This window comes from Hellea balneolensis DSM 19091 (assembly GCF_000428525.1).
Taxonomy (GTDB): Bacteria; Pseudomonadota; Alphaproteobacteria; order Caulobacterales; family Maricaulaceae; genus Hellea; species Hellea balneolensis.
The window spans coordinates 499,598-515,049 of record NZ_AUAC01000002.1 but is presented as its reverse complement, the minus strand read 5'-3'; the positions used below and the strand labels follow the sequence as shown (position 1 = coordinate 515,049).

Annotated in this window: 12 protein-coding genes; 6 read left to right on the top strand and 6 right to left on the bottom strand. The window is 49.6% G+C overall.

The window, feature by feature from the left end; translation table 11 throughout:
- Nucleotides 1-396: 396 nt before the first annotated feature.
- The 4 genes from F569_RS16130 to bcp all read right to left on the bottom strand — a co-directional run bounded on the left by F569_RS16130 (nucleotide 397) and on the right by bcp (nucleotide 3,439).
- Entirely contained in the window at nucleotides 397-834 is a 438-nt protein-coding gene (locus F569_RS16130; protein ID WP_051279150.1) for a bactofilin family protein, read from the bottom strand.
- Nucleotides 824-2,038, bottom strand: a complete 1,215-nt coding sequence (locus tag F569_RS18665; protein ID WP_051279147.1) for a M23 family metallopeptidase — start codon at nucleotides 2,036-2,038, stop codon at nucleotides 824-826. The genes F569_RS16130 and F569_RS18665 overlap by 11 nt, the downstream gene beginning before the upstream one ends.
- Before the next feature lie 128 nt (nucleotides 2,039-2,166).
- The gene (locus F569_RS0102660; RefSeq protein WP_026940933.1) at nucleotides 2,167-2,967 is read right to left on the bottom strand and encodes a ferritin-like domain-containing protein; all 801 of its coding nucleotides are present in this window, start codon (nucleotides 2,965-2,967) and stop codon (nucleotides 2,167-2,169) included.
- A 1-nt stretch (nucleotide 2,968) separates the two neighbouring features.
- Nucleotides 2,969-3,439, bottom strand: coding sequence for a thioredoxin-dependent thiol peroxidase (bcp, locus tag F569_RS0102655; protein ID WP_026940932.1), 471 nt, complete (start codon nucleotides 3,437-3,439; stop codon nucleotides 2,969-2,971).
- 116 nt (nucleotides 3,440-3,555) lie between these two features.
- Here bcp and F569_RS0102650 point away from each other — a divergent pair, with 116 nt between their 5' ends.
- On the top strand, nucleotides 3,556-7,029 hold the full coding sequence (locus F569_RS0102650; RefSeq protein WP_026940931.1) for a DUF3971 domain-containing protein: 3,474 nt from the start codon (nucleotides 3,556-3,558) through the stop codon (nucleotides 7,027-7,029).
- Here F569_RS0102650 and tyrS read toward each other — a convergent pair whose 3' ends face one another.
- On the bottom strand, nucleotides 7,030-8,295 hold the full coding sequence (tyrS, locus tag F569_RS0102645; RefSeq protein ID WP_026940930.1) for a tyrosine--tRNA ligase: 1,266 nt from the start codon (nucleotides 8,293-8,295) through the stop codon (nucleotides 7,030-7,032). It abuts the gene before it with no gap.
- A 68-nt stretch (nucleotides 8,296-8,363) separates the two neighbouring features.
- Here tyrS and F569_RS0102640 point away from each other — a divergent pair, with 68 nt between their 5' ends.
- Together F569_RS0102640 and F569_RS0102635 are read left to right on the top strand one after the other, a co-directional pair.
- Complete coding sequence (locus tag F569_RS0102640) at nucleotides 8,364-9,488, top strand: anhydro-N-acetylmuramic acid kinase (protein WP_026940929.1); 1,125 nt, start codon at nucleotides 8,364-8,366, stop codon at nucleotides 9,486-9,488.
- A gap of 60 nt (nucleotides 9,489-9,548) precedes the next feature.
- The gene (locus F569_RS0102635; RefSeq protein WP_026940928.1) at nucleotides 9,549-11,465 is read left to right on the top strand and encodes a M1 family metallopeptidase; all 1,917 of its coding nucleotides are present in this window, start codon (nucleotides 9,549-9,551) and stop codon (nucleotides 11,463-11,465) included.
- Nucleotides 11,466-11,514: 49 nt separating this feature from the next.
- On the opposite strand, the gene F569_RS0102630 is transcribed toward F569_RS0102635, so the two are convergent.
- A complete protein-coding gene (locus F569_RS0102630; RefSeq protein WP_026940927.1) occupies nucleotides 11,515-12,195 on the bottom strand; it encodes an alpha/beta hydrolase in 681 nt (226 codons plus the stop codon).
- Nucleotides 12,196-12,369: 174 nt separating this feature from the next.
- Between F569_RS0102630 and F569_RS0102625 the strand changes: the two genes are divergently transcribed.
- From F569_RS0102625 to sufB, 3 genes are read left to right on the top strand one after another with little or no spacing between them, the layout of a single operon-like run.
- Entirely contained in the window at nucleotides 12,370-12,804 is a 435-nt protein-coding gene (locus tag F569_RS0102625; protein ID WP_034387116.1) for an Rrf2 family transcriptional regulator, read from the top strand.
- Entirely contained in the window at nucleotides 12,801-13,916 is a 1,116-nt protein-coding gene (locus F569_RS0102620; protein WP_026940925.1) for a cysteine desulfurase family protein, read from the top strand. Before F569_RS0102625 ends, F569_RS0102620 begins: the two co-directional genes overlap by 4 nt.
- Nucleotides 13,916-15,415, top strand: a complete 1,500-nt coding sequence (gene sufB / locus F569_RS0102615) for a Fe-S cluster assembly protein SufB (protein WP_051279145.1) — start codon at nucleotides 13,916-13,918, stop codon at nucleotides 15,413-15,415. Before F569_RS0102620 ends, sufB begins: the two co-directional genes overlap by 1 nt.
- Nucleotides 15,416-15,452 lie beyond the last annotated feature (37 nt).

Below are 15,452 nucleotides of genomic sequence, written 5' to 3'. Positions count from 1 at the left end.
CGAAAGCCGCGAAACGCATGAAAGCCTTGATAAAGGGCATTCTGCGGGAGCCGCGCCTGAGGCACGCCTGGGAATACTATAAACACAGGAAACGACTCCCGCAGCGGTGATTTTATCTGCGCGTAAAGGAACGTCGCAGAGGTTGGCATCTCAGCGGTCGTAACTCCGCCGCGCCCTACCTCACCGTCCCGCCTTAACAAACCTACGCGATTGTCTGCCCAAAAGCGGGAACGCCCCACTATAGCCCGAATTTCCATCATCAAGGATTTATCTGTTTGAAATTCATGCAAGCTGTTGAATTGCCATAGTTATAGGATGGCTAATTCAAGGATTGAAATATCGCGGCATAAAAAAAGCGCCTCAAAGAGACGCTTTCACTCTAAATGTTATGTGAGGTTATGCAGTCTTCTTAGCGGTTTTGGCCGCGCTAGATATATTGCTTTTACGCGTGCATTTTCCGTCAAAGAATGCGCCATTGGCAATCATCAATTGATCTTGAACCAGGTCAGCTTGAACATTGGCTGTCTCTGAGAGGTCCACAACATTGGCCTCAATCTTACCCGTAACCTTGCCGCGAATGTGAACAGCACCGGCCACGATTTTTCCGTTTACAGCCCCTTTTTCTCCGATTGTGACATTGCCGGCTTGAATATTGCCGTCCAACCGCCCGTCTATCTGGATGTGGCCATCTGTCTTAATATCGCCCGTAATAACGATATCGCTTCCGAATATAGACGGAACTGCAGCGCCACGTGAGGGTGATGATGTCTTCTTGGCCGGCATGTCAGGCGCAGAGGGCGCAGAGGAAGATGATGAATTTGTCTTATTGAACATAATGACCAGCTTTCAAAAATTTATCAGGATCGTACTCACGACCTTGGAAGTGAACTTCATAGTGCAAATGAGTTGCTGTACTGCGGCCCGTCGAGCCCATACCGCCAATCTTATCGCCCTTTTTAATAACCTGCCCGCGCTTAACATTCAATTTGTGCATATGTCCGTAGCGGGTCACAAAGCCGTGACCGTGGTCAATTTCGACCGAGCGGCCGTAACCACCATTGCGTCCAGCAAAAATAACCGTTCCGTCAGCCGCGGCAACAATAGGTGTTTCGCGACGTCCACCGAAATCCAAGCCTTGGTGAAATGTCGGGCGTTTTGTAAAGGGATCTTTTCTAAGACCGTATGAGGATGTGCGGTATGTCGGAACACCTACCGGGTGACCGAAAGGGAGTGAGGTGAGGGCGTTGTCTAAAGCTTCGGCTTCTGCAACGCGGGCTTTGATACTCGCCACGCGCGATCCGAAATCACCTTCCGCAGCAGCGGCATTAAGATCGTCACCTAAATCTACGAATAAGCCGCCTTTACCAAAGGGGCTTTCACTTAGAACAGTATCGACTGAAAGGTCCGTCGCTCTAATAATAGCGCGGCCACGCTCAATGCGGTTTAGCGTATCAATTTCCGCCGATGCTAGTATGGCGTTTTGAGTGATGTCCAAGTTGCTTAGAGACCGATCAATATCCATCCCGGTATTAGCGCTAGCTGTTTCGACTATGGCGGTTCTGGCGCTTCGAGGCGCTGCATCTCTGATAGTAGGCGCCATTAAAATTCTGTCATCAGCATATGACGTGTCCCCTGACGGCAGAGAAGGCGATGTGGGAGTTTTTAGAATTTGGGAAATTGTGTTATGCTTTTCTTCAAAGCTTTTGGCCATTTGCTCAAAACTTTGGCGCTGCTCAGAGAGCATAAGGCGAGCATTACTTTCTTTGGCTTGGGCGTCGGCGAGAAGGCGTTGATAGCGAGCCTCAACACGTTTTATTTCCTGTGCGGGAGCACGCATCGGGTTATATCCCCAAATGAGATTGAACATCGTAAAGACGCACCATGCTGCAACGAGCATTAATCCGCCTGTAATCGCCATTTGTGTCTTTGTGCCAAAGACATAATATTTAACTTCACCGCCGGAACGAAGGTAAAGCTGGCGTTCTGGGAAATGCTGGAGAACGCGTGAGCGCAACTCCCCAAAAACGTCGTTAATCATGGATCCCCATCCGTTTGAATTTTGATTATATAGACCATAACCACCCCAGGGCTTACAAGTTAAATCAAAAGAATTAAGGTGAAATTACTGCAGATATTATAAATCTCACCGAAATTTAATGTTAAACTCTATGAAAGAGGCATGTAAAAACCTTCTTTTAACCCTGCAAGTGTGCGGGCCTGCACATTAAAGGGTGGTTTGAGACGTCCGGCAAAGTAATCACTGACAAGGGCGTGAAACCAAGATTCGGGTTCCTGGCCGCGAATTTGGGCAAGTTTCTGAAACCAGCGGGCTCCGATAGCAACGTGCCCGATTTCCTCATTATAGATGATTTTTAAGATATCAGCACTAGCATTATCCCCTACATTTGTCAGTTTTTCGATCATGCCGGGCGTAACGTCCAATCCACGTGCTTCTAGCACCATGGGCGCTATTGCGAGCCTTGCAGCAAAATTGGATTTGGTTTTTACAGCAGCTTCCCACAAGCCGTTGTGGGCGGGGAGGTCACCATAGCTCATATCAAGCTCTGAAAGCCGGGTTTGGAGCAAATCAAAATGACGCGCCTCGTCAAGACAGACACTAATCCAGTCGCCTATAAAGTTAGTCTGGTCTGCCTTAGGAATATCAGGGTGATGCCCAAACCGAGCAATCATATCAGCGGCTAAATCAATCGCGTTAAATTCGATATGGGCCACAGCATGAAGGAGGGCTCCGCGCCCGGCCTTCGTGCCAAGGCGCCGTCTTTTTACGTCTCCAGGTGAGACGAGTACGGGGTGCCCCGGCCGCGCAGGCTTATCCGGCATAAGGTCAATAGCAGTGCCAATGTCACGAGACTGTTCCCAGTCTTGCGCAAGTTGCCTTGCTGCAAGGCCCTTTTTTGCTGGCGCAGAACTATTGAGAACGGCTAGTGCATTTTGAGCTGCGCCCACTTTACCCAGCGTGATTTTTCAAAGCTGTTAAGACTGTTGCAACATGATCTTTGACGCGAACTTTACGCCATATTTCAAGAATATCTCCGTCCGGGCCAATCAGATAGGTTGCACGTTCAATGCCCATATATTTTTTGCCATACATGTTTTTTTCTACCCAAACATCATAGCTTTCAATCATCCCGCCATCTTCATCTGAGCCCAATGAGACTTTGAGATCATGTTTGGCGATAAACTTATCATGTTTGGCCGCTGTGTCTTTTGACACGCCTAGTATAGAGGCACCGTGCGCGTCAAATTCCGCTTTGCTTTCTGTAAAGCCAATGGCTTCCTTAGTGCATCCAGGTGTGTCGTCTTTGGGATAAAAATACAGAACAAGATAGCGTCCTTCATAATCAGAAAGAGAGACCGTTCCGCCGCCATCGGATGGCATGGAAAAGTCAGGAGCTTTATCACCAACAGAGAGTGTCATAGGAATTTCCTTTTTATGCTGTATGTTGCGAATGCGTAAGTTGAATACGCCGCGACATAAACTTAAGTTTTCTTTACCGTCTGTGTCTAATATGATGCGGTAACTTGATAGGCCATATGACCGAAAACCCATCTGCTGACAATGCTAAGGACGCATTAAGTGACCCAGATGTCACTGCGCCAAAAGCCGTGCCGCAAAAGCAATGGTCTTATTGGCCTAAGCGCATAGCCTATCGGGTATTTCGCCTCAGCGGCGAGTTGACAGCAATCGTCCTTGGACTCGCCATATTCTGGTTTTTTGCTTTAAACATGATCTTGAGCCGTCAAAGCGTTGATATTTCACGGTTTAACACCAATGCTCAGATGTGGTTTTCTCAGGCTTTTAATGGCAGTGACGCCCAGATTGAGGACATGAATCTGACATGGCTTTCAGCGTCAAATACCATTGTTTTTGAAGCTACGAATGTTGTCATTACCGACCCGGGTGGAAACCGGATCGAAACCATACCGCGTTTGCAGACGGAAGTCCCCCTTGCTGCGGCAATGAAAGGGTCTTTGACGCCGGAGCGCTTAGTCATTGATGGCGGTGTTGTGACGTGGTTGCGAACCAATGACGGTAAAGTCATTGCGGGTTTGGGCACGCCTAATACTGTCGGGCGATTGGGGCCTGTTTGGCGCAGTGGCCAAAATACGGTTGGCGGTGATCGACCTGATGTTAGCGGGGTCAAGGCTGTCACAGTTACCAATGCTGAAGCTCACATCGTAGATGACAGCGATGGGTTAGAACTGATTTTTCAGGAAACAGATGTTGATTTTCGAAGTGAAACTGACGGCATCTTTGTCGATATGACATCTAATTTACGCAAGGATGCTATGACAATTCCGCTTGAGTTTACAATGCGGGCCTCGCCTAATGTAAAGTCCTACGCGATCGATGTGACGGCGTCGGGGTTAAACCCGTCCATCATTTCACCCAAACGCGGACGTTATGCCGGGCTAAAGACTCTTAATACATCCTTGGATTTGAAAGCCTCGGTCAAGGTGGATGAAGTCAATGGTCTTGAAACTGCTGACATTGATTTAAGCGCAGGAAGTGGCTCCGTAAAGCTAGGCGAAACTTTGGCTAATTTTGATGATGGACGTTTCAAGGCGAAGTTGACGGCTGATTCTCAGATTATGGATATCTCAGAAGTGGGACTAAGCTCGCAGAAGATAAGCTTTACAGGTTCGGGAACTTTAAGCGAGTTGGGTGCGCTCACGGATGGCAATATAAACAGCTCCCCGCTTTTTGACTTAAATCTTGCTGACATCAATCTTGATCAAACGCCGCAATTCGCGAGCCCGCTAATTATTGACAGCCTTGAAACAGCGGGGCGGCTTGATGCGGACTCGCGTGTTTTGGACTTAACAAAACTAAATGTTGATCTTGGGACACATCAGTTTTCGGTCACAGGCCGGGTAAAGCAAACGCAGGCTGGTGACTGGGAGTCTATAAAACTCGAGGGACGATCCTCAGGCACACTGATGCCGGATGACCTCTTGGCTCTTTGGCCTGTCAAATTTGCGGATGGGGCACGGCGCTGGCTTGAGCGGTCAATCCTGCGGGCGACAATCAAAAATATTGAGTTTGAAGCTGATATTCCGCAAGACCTTTTAAACGGAAGCCGTTTGCCCGTTAATGACGATTTGATGATGAGTTTCGACGTAACGGGCGGGGATGTGCGTTATATCTCGACAATGACGCCCTACACCAACACGTCAGGACGCGGTGTTGTGCGGGGGAACAGCGCCAGGTTTGACGCTATCGGCGGACAAATTGGCAACGTCAATATACAGCAAGCCATTGCGGATATTCCAAGATTGCAGCCAAAAGGTGGTGATTTGAATATGACGGTCATCGGAGATGGCGAGGCATCAGATTTAATGGGCTTGATAGATGAGAAGCCGTTCCAATATGCCAGTAAATATGGCGTCAATCCTCAGGATTTTGGCGGCACTGGTAATATTGAAGTGAAGGTTACCCGCCCGCTCTTGGAGTTTTTTGAAAGAGACAGAATAAAATATGATGTCACCGGGCGTTTTGAAAATGCGTCTGCGCCTTTCGCTTTGGGAGCGCATAAACTCAAAAATGCTTTTGTAACAATGACTGTGGACAGCGGCGGTATGACCGTCAAAGGTCCTGTAAATATAGGGCCTTGGCAAGCTGATCTGAATTGGCAGGAGACCTTTGATTTTGGCTCTACGCCGACACGCTACAAGGTTGAGGGGCGCATGGACCGCGATACGCTTGATGGTTTTGGCATTGGATTTAGGGAATATTTTGACGGCGAAATTGATCTTAAGGTGGATGCTGTAGGGAAAGGTTTAGAGCTATATTCCGCAGCTATTTCAGCTGATCTCTCAAGAAGCGCTCTGCAAATTAGGGATTATTGGGCCAAAGAGATGGGTGCGCAAGGCCAGCTTACGGGAGAGCTGAAACGGCGACCAAATGGTGATGTCCTTTTCGAAGATATGAAAATCTCTGCCTCTGGACTTGATGTCCAAGGTCGCTTGGAATTTGCGCAGGACTTTCGCCTCATTGATATGGATCTTAAACGGGCCAATATCGAAGGATTTGTTGACGCGGCTATTCAATCCAAACCTGATCTGACAAATGAGCGCCTTTCTGTTTTTATGACAGGGCGATATCTTGACATGTCTTCTTTTGTAAGGGCGGGCTTTGAAGATAGCGGAAGCGGAATAGACATTCCGATATTGCTCACGGCAGGGCTGGAAACATTGGCCCTTCACGAAGCTTATCCTGTTAAAAATGCAAATCTACTCTTCTCTCACAATGGCGAAGGCATCACAAATGCTAGGCTTTCAGGTCAAACAGCTGATGGGGATATTCAGCTTGATATGGTGACAGACGGGGAGAGCGACGTCCGAAATGTGACGGTTGATATTCCTAATGCTTCAGAAGCGGCTTTTGCCTTTTTAGGACTCGACAATATTACGGGTGGACGCCTTCAGATACAGGCGCAAATGCCGCCTATCGGGCTCTCCGGGGCTTTGAACGGTGTGGCTGAGGTCGAAGACTTTAAACTCGTCGAAGCGCCTATTCTCGCGCAAATGCTGTCCATCGCGTCTTTGCGTGGCATATTTGATACTTTAGGGGGAGAGGGCTTGAGGTTTACAGAATTTGTTGTCCCGTTCTCACTTGAGCAAGGCGCTTTAAATATTCGCGACGCCAGAGTTTCCGGTCCAGCTTTGGGCATGACGGGACATGGTGAAATTCGCTTAGACGACCAAATACTGGACTTGGATGGCGTCTTGGTTCCCGCCTATACAGCCAACTCTATGCTCGGTGATATTCCGGTGCTTGGGGATATCTTTGTCGGCAAAAAAGGCGAGGGGATTTTCGCGCTTAGCTACACAGTGAAAGGCTCATTTGACAAAACCCAAATCGCAGTAAATCCGCTTTCCGCGCTTACGCCAGGATTTTTGCGCGGCATTTTCAGAACCAAACGGGATAAGCTACCTGAAAATGTCGAAGCGGAGATTGATGCTGTGAGGCCCTCACCGCCGGGTGATAAAACCCAAGAGGAATAATCAGACAGCCTTTAAAAGGGCGTGTTTCTTTTTTCCAACTGAGATTTTCACAACCCCATCTAGGATGTCACCTTCTGATACGCTCTGTTCATGGCTTGTCACTTTTCCATCATTCAGCTTTAGCGCGCCGGCTTTGATGTGGCGGCGGCCTTCTCCATTAGAGGCGGCGAGCCCTGCCGTTACCGCAGCCGCTAAAATGCCCATTCCGATAAGATCAGAACCAGAAACTTCAACCGTCGGAAGACCAACCGCCGTGCCGCCTTTTTCAAAAGTCTCTCGGGCCGTAGCCTCAGCTTTTGCTGCAGCTTCAGCGCCGTGCAGCATTGTCGTTGCTTCATTGGCGAGGCGTATTTTAGCGGTGTTTATATCCGCGCCTTCTAGCGCTTCAAGTTTTGCAATTTCGCCTAATGGTAAATCAGTGAAGAGTTTTAAGAATCGCCCGACATCAGCATCATCTGTATTGCGCCAGAACTGCCAATATTCATAAGGTGTACGGAAATAATCTTGCCCTAATTCAGGGTCGGAATTCAGCCAGACGGCTCCATCTGCGGTCTTACCCATTTTCCCGCCTGATGCGGTTGTGATGAGCGGCGTGGTGAAGCCGAAACAATCAGCCTCCGCCATTCGCCGCGACAAATCTATACCGCTGGTAATATTGCCCCACTGATCCGATCCGCCAAGCTGTAATGTACAGCCATGCCGGCGATAAAGTTCCACGAAATCATAGCTTTGTAAGAGCGGGTAGTTGAATTCTAGGAATGTCATGGGCTGCTCATTATCAAGCCGGCGCTTAACTGTTTCCATGGCGATCATGCGGTTGACAGTAAAAAGTTTCCCGACATCACGCAGAAATTCTATATAGCCTAATCCGTCTAGCCAGTCGGCATTATCCGCGAGGATAGCCGCATTGGACCCCTCAAAATCAACGAATTTTGAGAAGACTTGCTTGATGCCGTTTTTGTTTTTCTCAATCAGCTCATTTGTGAGGATTGGACGGGATTTATCTTTATCAGAAGGATCACCGATCTTTGTGGTACCGCCGCCTAGGAGAACAATGGGCCGCCCGCCCGCGCGCTGTAGATGGCGCAGCATCATGATCTGAACAAGTGAGCCCACATGAAGGCTCGGTGCGGTGCAGTCAAAGCCAATGTAACCCGTCACAACACCTTCAGAGGCGGCTTTATCCAATCCGTCTTCATCCGTACATTGATAAAGAAACCCGCGCTCTGTAAGGGTTTGCATCAATTTTGATTGATATTGCGTCATGAATCAGGCCTATAAGGTTTCGAATTTTCGCTTCTAACAAAGCGACCTTACAAGTCAAAGGGGTATCTGTGGGACACCCGCATTACATCGCATTGGGCCTTATGAGCGGGACGTCCCTTGATGGGGTGGATGCCGCTTTTTTGGAGACGGATGGTGAGCGGATTATCCGTCTTGGCCCAAGTCTTTGTTTTGAATATTCTCAAGAAGATAAGTTGATACTTGAGGCGGCAACTCAAGCTGCGTTGCGGTGGCAATTTGAAGGCCCAAGGCCCAATAATTTTGTCGCAGCAGAAACGGTCATATTGAAAAGTCACATACGGGCCGTGAATGCGCTTTGTGAAGATCACCGTGAATGGGCCGCGGAACTAAAGCTTATCGGATTTCACGGTCAAACGGTTTTGCACCACCCGCCAAAGGCTTTGTTTAAAGGCCGCACATTGCAACTCGGAGATGGCAAGGCTTTAGCTAAGGCTGTTGGTAAACCTGTATGGTATGATTTCAGAACGGCTGATATGGCCGCAAGAGGGCAGGGCGCACCGCTCGCCCCGGTTTATCACCAAGCGCTTGTGGCCTATTCAAAATTGGACCGGCCAACAGCGGTGCTCAATATTGGCGGTGTGGGTAATGTGACTCTGATTACCAAGGACGGGCATATTATTGCCTCTGACACAGGGCCTGGAAATGGCCCATTGGATAACTGGATGTCACGTAATGGCATGGGGGCTTTTGACCCGGACGGTAAATACGCAGCGGCGGGTGAGCCGCATTTTCCTTTGGTGCGTAAATGGCTTGAGCGGGAATTTTTTCAGCAGCCTACGCCGCGTTCGGCTGACCGGTATGATTTTGATGTCATCAACGATATGGATGATTTGACGATTGAAAACGGCGCGGCGACCCTCGCGGCCTTTACGACGTTGGCGGCTGTTTATACCCTGAACGGCATGCGGGAAAAACCGCGTTCACTGATCGTCTGCGGGGGCGGTCGCCATAATAAAGGCATGATGTGGATGCTCCGTGAGCATTTAGACGCGACCGTCAAAACGGCGGAAGAAGTGGGGTGGAATTCAGATGCGATTGAGGCGCAAGCTTTCGCTTACTTAGCCGTGCGCGCAAAATGGAAATTACCGATTAGTTTTCCAACAACGACGGGTGTGGCTAAGCCGATGACGGGCGGCGTTTTAGCAATGCCGTAATCCAGCCTACGGGTTGTAGCTATGATGTGATATGTTATTCTCTCTAAAAAGGAGTCCGCCATGACCACATTCAAACCCGCAATATTCACGCTTTTTGCCGCCGCAGCCCTTACCGCATGCAATGGCGCAGAAGCCCCTGTCAAAGAAAATATGCCTGTAAAAGCCGAGACGCCTACAAAGCTTATTATCAAGTCTGATAAATTCACTTACGCCAATTATGATGAAGTGAGGGTGACCCATGTTGACTTGAACTTGGATGTTAATTTTGACGCCAAGGTTTTGGACGGAATTGCGACCATAGATTTTGAGCGTGTCAAACCAGATGCGGATATGCTCGTTCTCGATACAAAGGACCTCCTTATTAAATCCGTGCGTATTTTTTCAGGCGGCAATCCCGAAGGCGTAACGGATTATACGATGGATGAAGCGGATGCTGTTTTGGGCGAGGCGCTGCGTATTCCGCTGACGGATAAGACTGACCAAGTGCTGATAAGCTACCGCACATCACCCACCGCTGAGGGCCTTCAGTGGCTCTCGCCGGAGCAAACGGCGGGTAAAAAACATCCCTTTTTATTTTCTCAAGCTCAAGCTCTTAATGCGCGGACTATGGCGCCTCTTCAAGACACGCCGGCTGTGCGTATGACTTATAGTGCGACGTTGCGTGTGCCGGAGGGGCTCTTGCCGCTTATGAGTGCTAGCCAAGGTGCAAAAGATCAGAACGGGGAATATCGGTTCGAGATGCCGCAGCCCATTCCGTCTTACCTGCTCGCGATTGCTGTAGGGGATATCAAGTTCAAACCAATCAATGATCATATCGGCGTATATGCGGAAGAGTATATTCTGGACGCCGCGGCGGAAGAGTTTTCTGAAACGCCGCAAATGGAGGAGGCGAATACCAAGCTTTATGGGCCTTATCGCTGGGGGCGTTATGACCTTATCGTTTTGCCGCCTAGCTTTCCCTATGGCGGTATGGAAAATCCGCGGCTGAGCTTTCTTACCCCGACACTGGTGGCGGGGGATAAGAGCCTAACAAATGTCGTGGCGCATGAATTGGCGCATTCATGGTCAGGAAATCTTGTGACGAATTCTAGTTGGCGTGATGCTTGGCTGAATGAAGGTTTTACGAGCTATGTTGAGAACCGCGTCATGGAAGAGCTTTACGGCGAGCGCCGCGCTATTATGGAGCAAGTTCTGGATATGGAAGGCATGAAGCGCGCCATATCAGAAGCAAAGCGCCCTGAGCTGACGCATTTGAAACTGCCCGAGGATATGGCGCATCCTGATGTGGCCTTTACCTTAGTCAGCTATATCAAAGGCGCGAATTTCCTCTTTTTCCTCGAAGATCGCTTTGGCCGCGAAAAATTTGATCCGTTTCTAAAAGCTTGGTTTAACGATCAGGCGTTCAAGTCTGTTACGACAGAGGATTTCCTGTCTTACCTTCATGAAAACCTTCACAAAGATAATATGGAGGCCGTCACAAGAGAAGAGATTGATGCGTGGGTTTACGGGCCGGGGCTTCCTGATACAGCGCGAAAGCCAATCTCGGACGCTTTTGAGGTTGTAGATGCGCAATCAGCAGAATGGGTGTCTGGCGTAGTAAAGGCCGCTGACTTAAAAACCGAGGCGTGGTCAACGCATGAGTGGTTACATTTTTTGAATAATTTGCCTGAAGGCCTTACAGAGGCACAGTTTTCTGAATTGGATGATACCTTTTCGTTAACGGGTACACAAAATGCCGAAACAGCTTTTGCATGGTATATGCAAGCGATTAAGGGCGGCTATGACGCCGCTTATCCTGAGCTTGAGAACTTTCTCATGACAGTTGGGCGCGGAAAATTTATCTATCGACTTTACGGCGCGCTGAAGGGATCAGATAGAGAAGACCTACAGTTCTGGGCCGCCGATGTATATGAAGCCGCAAGACCCGTATATCATCCGATAGCGCAGCGTCGGATTGATGCGATTATGGGGGAGTAACCAAAGATACGTCCTCACCCACTGGGTGGGGTGAGGACGAAGAAGTTTACTACCCCTCAAGCAGTTTCGGCTCTCTTGGTGGGCAATATTGTGGATCTAGGTTCGCGTCTAGGTAATCATCAATCACATGCATCGCTTCTTCGAGATGGTTAGTGTAGAAGTGATCTGCGCCCTCGATTGGATATGTGTAAATCTTATGGCCCTTTTGAACGCGGATTTTCTCAACAATTCGGTCCACATCATCCGCTGGGACAATCGGGTCGTTCGTCCCGTAAGTGATTAGGCCAGAGGCTGGGCAGGGCGCGAGAAACGCGAAATCATATGTGTTAGTTGGAAGGCTCATTGAAATAAAGCCAGCCACTTCGGGGCGGCGCATCAAAAGCTGCATGCCGATCCACGCGCCAAAACTATAGCCTGACACCCATGTAAAAGGCGCGTTCTGGTTAAAGCTTTGCATGTAATCCATAGCGTAGGCGGCATCTTGCAATTCGCCTTGGCCATTATCGTAAACACCGACAGAACGGCCTACGCCGCGAAAGTTAAAACGCAGAACAGAAAATCCGCGGGCTTTATATTGCTCATACATCGCAACCGTGATGCGGTGGTCCATATGACCGCCAGCTTTCGGGTGCGGCGGAAGGATGAGCGCGCAGGGCGCTTGCGGATCATCGGATGGGTGATAACGGCCTTCAAGACGGCCTTCAGGACCGTTGAAAATGACTTCTGGCATAAGAGCCCCTTAAACTGTTTTGTCGCAGCTGATTAGCGCAGACTTAATCTTGACTAATTTAGTCGGAATAATTAAATCCCTGACACATTAGTGTTGCAAATAAATTTCTGGGCGGCCTTTAACAAGGACCTTCACGAAAAGCGAGAAAAACCTTCACAGAAAGGGCTTTAACAGGTGAAATTGACGGCAAAAGGGCGTTATGCGGTGATGGCCGTGGCAGATATGGCCGCGCAAGGTACGAATGTGCGCTCCTCACTCAATGATATCTCCAAACGCCAAGGTATTTCGCTGAGCTTTTTAGAACAGTTATTCGCCAAACTTCGCCGCGCGGGGGTGGTCGAAAGCCATCGCGGAGCATCTGGCGGTTATGTGCTCGCCGAATCTGCGGCTAACCTAACGCTAGAGAAAATAATTTTTGCCGTCGACGAAGACATCAAAGCCCATGGCTGCACCCCCGAAACAAAAATTGCCTGTACGGGAAAAACCGATCGTTGCCTGACCCATAATCTCTGGGGAGCCCTTGAAGATCATATTGAGCAGTTTTTAGCCTCCATTACAGTACAAGATGTCGTTGATGGCCGTTTTCCTGTTCTGGAGGCGGCGGAATGACCCGCACCTATCTCGACCATAACGCGACCTCGCCAATCCGCTCCGAAGTTATCGAAGCTGTAACAGCGGCGATGGCTGTTGAAGGCAATCCGTCTGCGCAACATGGTGATGGGCGCGCGGCGAAAAATCTAATCTCGAACGCCCGCGAAGCGGTAGGGCTCGCCATGGGAGTTTGCGCACAGGATATTGTCTTTACGGGCTGCGGCACCGAAGCTCTGAATACAGCGGTGTTTTCCGCTTGGACGGCGGGATGCCGCAAAATGCTGTTTTCCTATGCAGACCACCCCGCGACTTACCGCGCGGCGGATCAATGGAGGTGTCCGCATGAGTTTATTCCGTTAAGTGAAAATGGCGTGACGGATGTGGCGTGGCTGAAAGACCGTCTTAAGAATTGGGATGAGGCCGATGGGCGTATCTTTGTCTCTGTCGTCGCGGCCAATAGCGAGACGGGGGTTATCCAGCCGATTGAGCAGATTGCCGATATTGTTTCCGAAGTAGGCGGCTTGCTCCTTGTTGATGCGGTTCAAGCGCTCGGTAAAATACCTATGACTTACATCGCGGATTACATCGCTATTTCTGCGCATAAGATCGGCGGACCGCAAGGTGTTGGTGCGCTTTACATGGCCCCCGAAGCGCCAGCACAATCGCTGCTCTGTGGGGGCGGGCAAGAGCGCCGCCGCCGTGCGGGCACAATGAATGTGGCTGGGATTGCGGGCTTTGGCGCGGCTGTGAAGGCGATGACAGATTTAGACCATACTAGAGAGTTGCGTGATGCATTAGAGGCGGGTCTTAAATCTATGGAACCTGAGCTGACAATATTTGGGGAGGGCGTAGAGCGCCTGCCGAATACCAGCTTTTTCGCCATCCCTGATGTCAGTTCCATGACAGCGATGATGTCACTCGACCTCGAAGGCATATCCGTCTCAACGGGTACGGCATGTTCTTCGGGCAAGGTTGGCGAAAGCCGCGCAATCAAGGCCATGGGCTTATCGGATAAATCCCCTAAGGGTGCGATACGTATTAGCTTTGGGTATAACAGCACTATGGCCGATGTGGAGCATTTTCTCTCCGCCTGGGCCAAGATTAGAAAAATAAAACGGAAAGCCGCATAATGAGCGAAGACGTCAAGATTGCAAAAGACTCTATAGAGGACAGCACCGTCGAAGGTGTGCGCTCACTTGAGGCGGATAAATATAAATATGGCTTTGATAGTGATATTGAGCAGGAGTTCGCGCCAAAGGGTCTGAACGAGGATATTGTCCGTTTTATTTCGGCCAAAAAGGACGAGCCACAATGGCTACTCGATTGGCGTCTCGAAGCATATCGCCGTTGGCTCACGCTCGAAGAGCCGGAATGGGCGATGGTCGAATATCCGAAAATCGATTTTCAGGACATGTATTATTACGCGTCACCGGTGAAGAAGAAGGAATTGAATTCGCTCGATGAAGTCGACCCAGAGATACTCGAAGTCTATAATAAGCTCGGCATTTCACTCAAAGAACAAGAGGTTCTGGCGGGTGTTAAAGGCGCACCGAAAGTCGCCGTGGATGCGGTGTTTGACTCCGTCTCGGTCGTCACGACATTTAAAAAAGAACTCGCGAAACATGGTGTGATTTTCTGCTCATTCTCCGAGGCCGTAAAAGACCATCCTGAATTGGTGAAGAAATATATGGGCTCTGTTGTGCCTGTGACGGATAATTATTACGCGACGCTTAATAATGCCGTCTTCTCCGATGGCTCCTTTGTTTACATCCCGCCGGGGGTTCGCTGCCCGATGGAGCTCTCCACCTATTTCCGTATGAACGCGCAGGGGACAGGGCAGTTTGAACGTACGTTGATTATCGCTGATAAAGGCTCTTACGTCTCTTACCTTGAAGGCTGTACGGCCCCGATGCGGGACGAAAACCAACTCCATGCTGCGATTGTTGAAATTATAGTTCATGAAGATGCCGAAGTGAAATATTCTACGGTTCAGAATTGGTGGCCGGGCGACGCCGAAGGTAAAGGCGGGGTTTATAACTTCGTGACCAAACGCGCCGATTGCCGCGGTGAAAACTCCAAAGTGTCTTGGACACAGGTCGAAACAGGCTCTGCGGTTACATGGAAATATCCAAGCTGTATTTTACGCGGCGATAATAGCCAAGGTGAGTTCTATTCCATTGCCATTACTAATGGACATCAACAAGCCGATACAGGCACCAAAATGATCCATTTAGGCAAGAATACGAAATCGCGTGTTATCTCTAAAGGTATCAGCGCGGGTAAGTCTAACTCGACCTATCGCGGCCTTGTCAGTGCCCATAGAAAGGCGGTTGGTGCGCGGAACTTTACGCAATGTGATAGCTTGCTAATCGGCGATCAGTGTGGCGCCCATACCGTGCCCTATATTGAAAGTAACACGCCGACCGCGCAATTTGAGCATGAAGCAACGACATCTAAATTATCCGATGATCAACTCTTCTATTGCCGTCAACGCGGCTTGTCCGAAGAGGACGCCGTGGCGCTGCTCGTTAATGGTTTCTGCCGTGATGTCCTCCAAGAACTGCCTATGGAATTTGCCGTTGAAGCGCAGAAATTGGTGGCGATTAGCTTGGAAGGCTCTGTGGGTTAATGAAGGTCGTGCGCTTAAATTCGCTCCCCCGTTCACG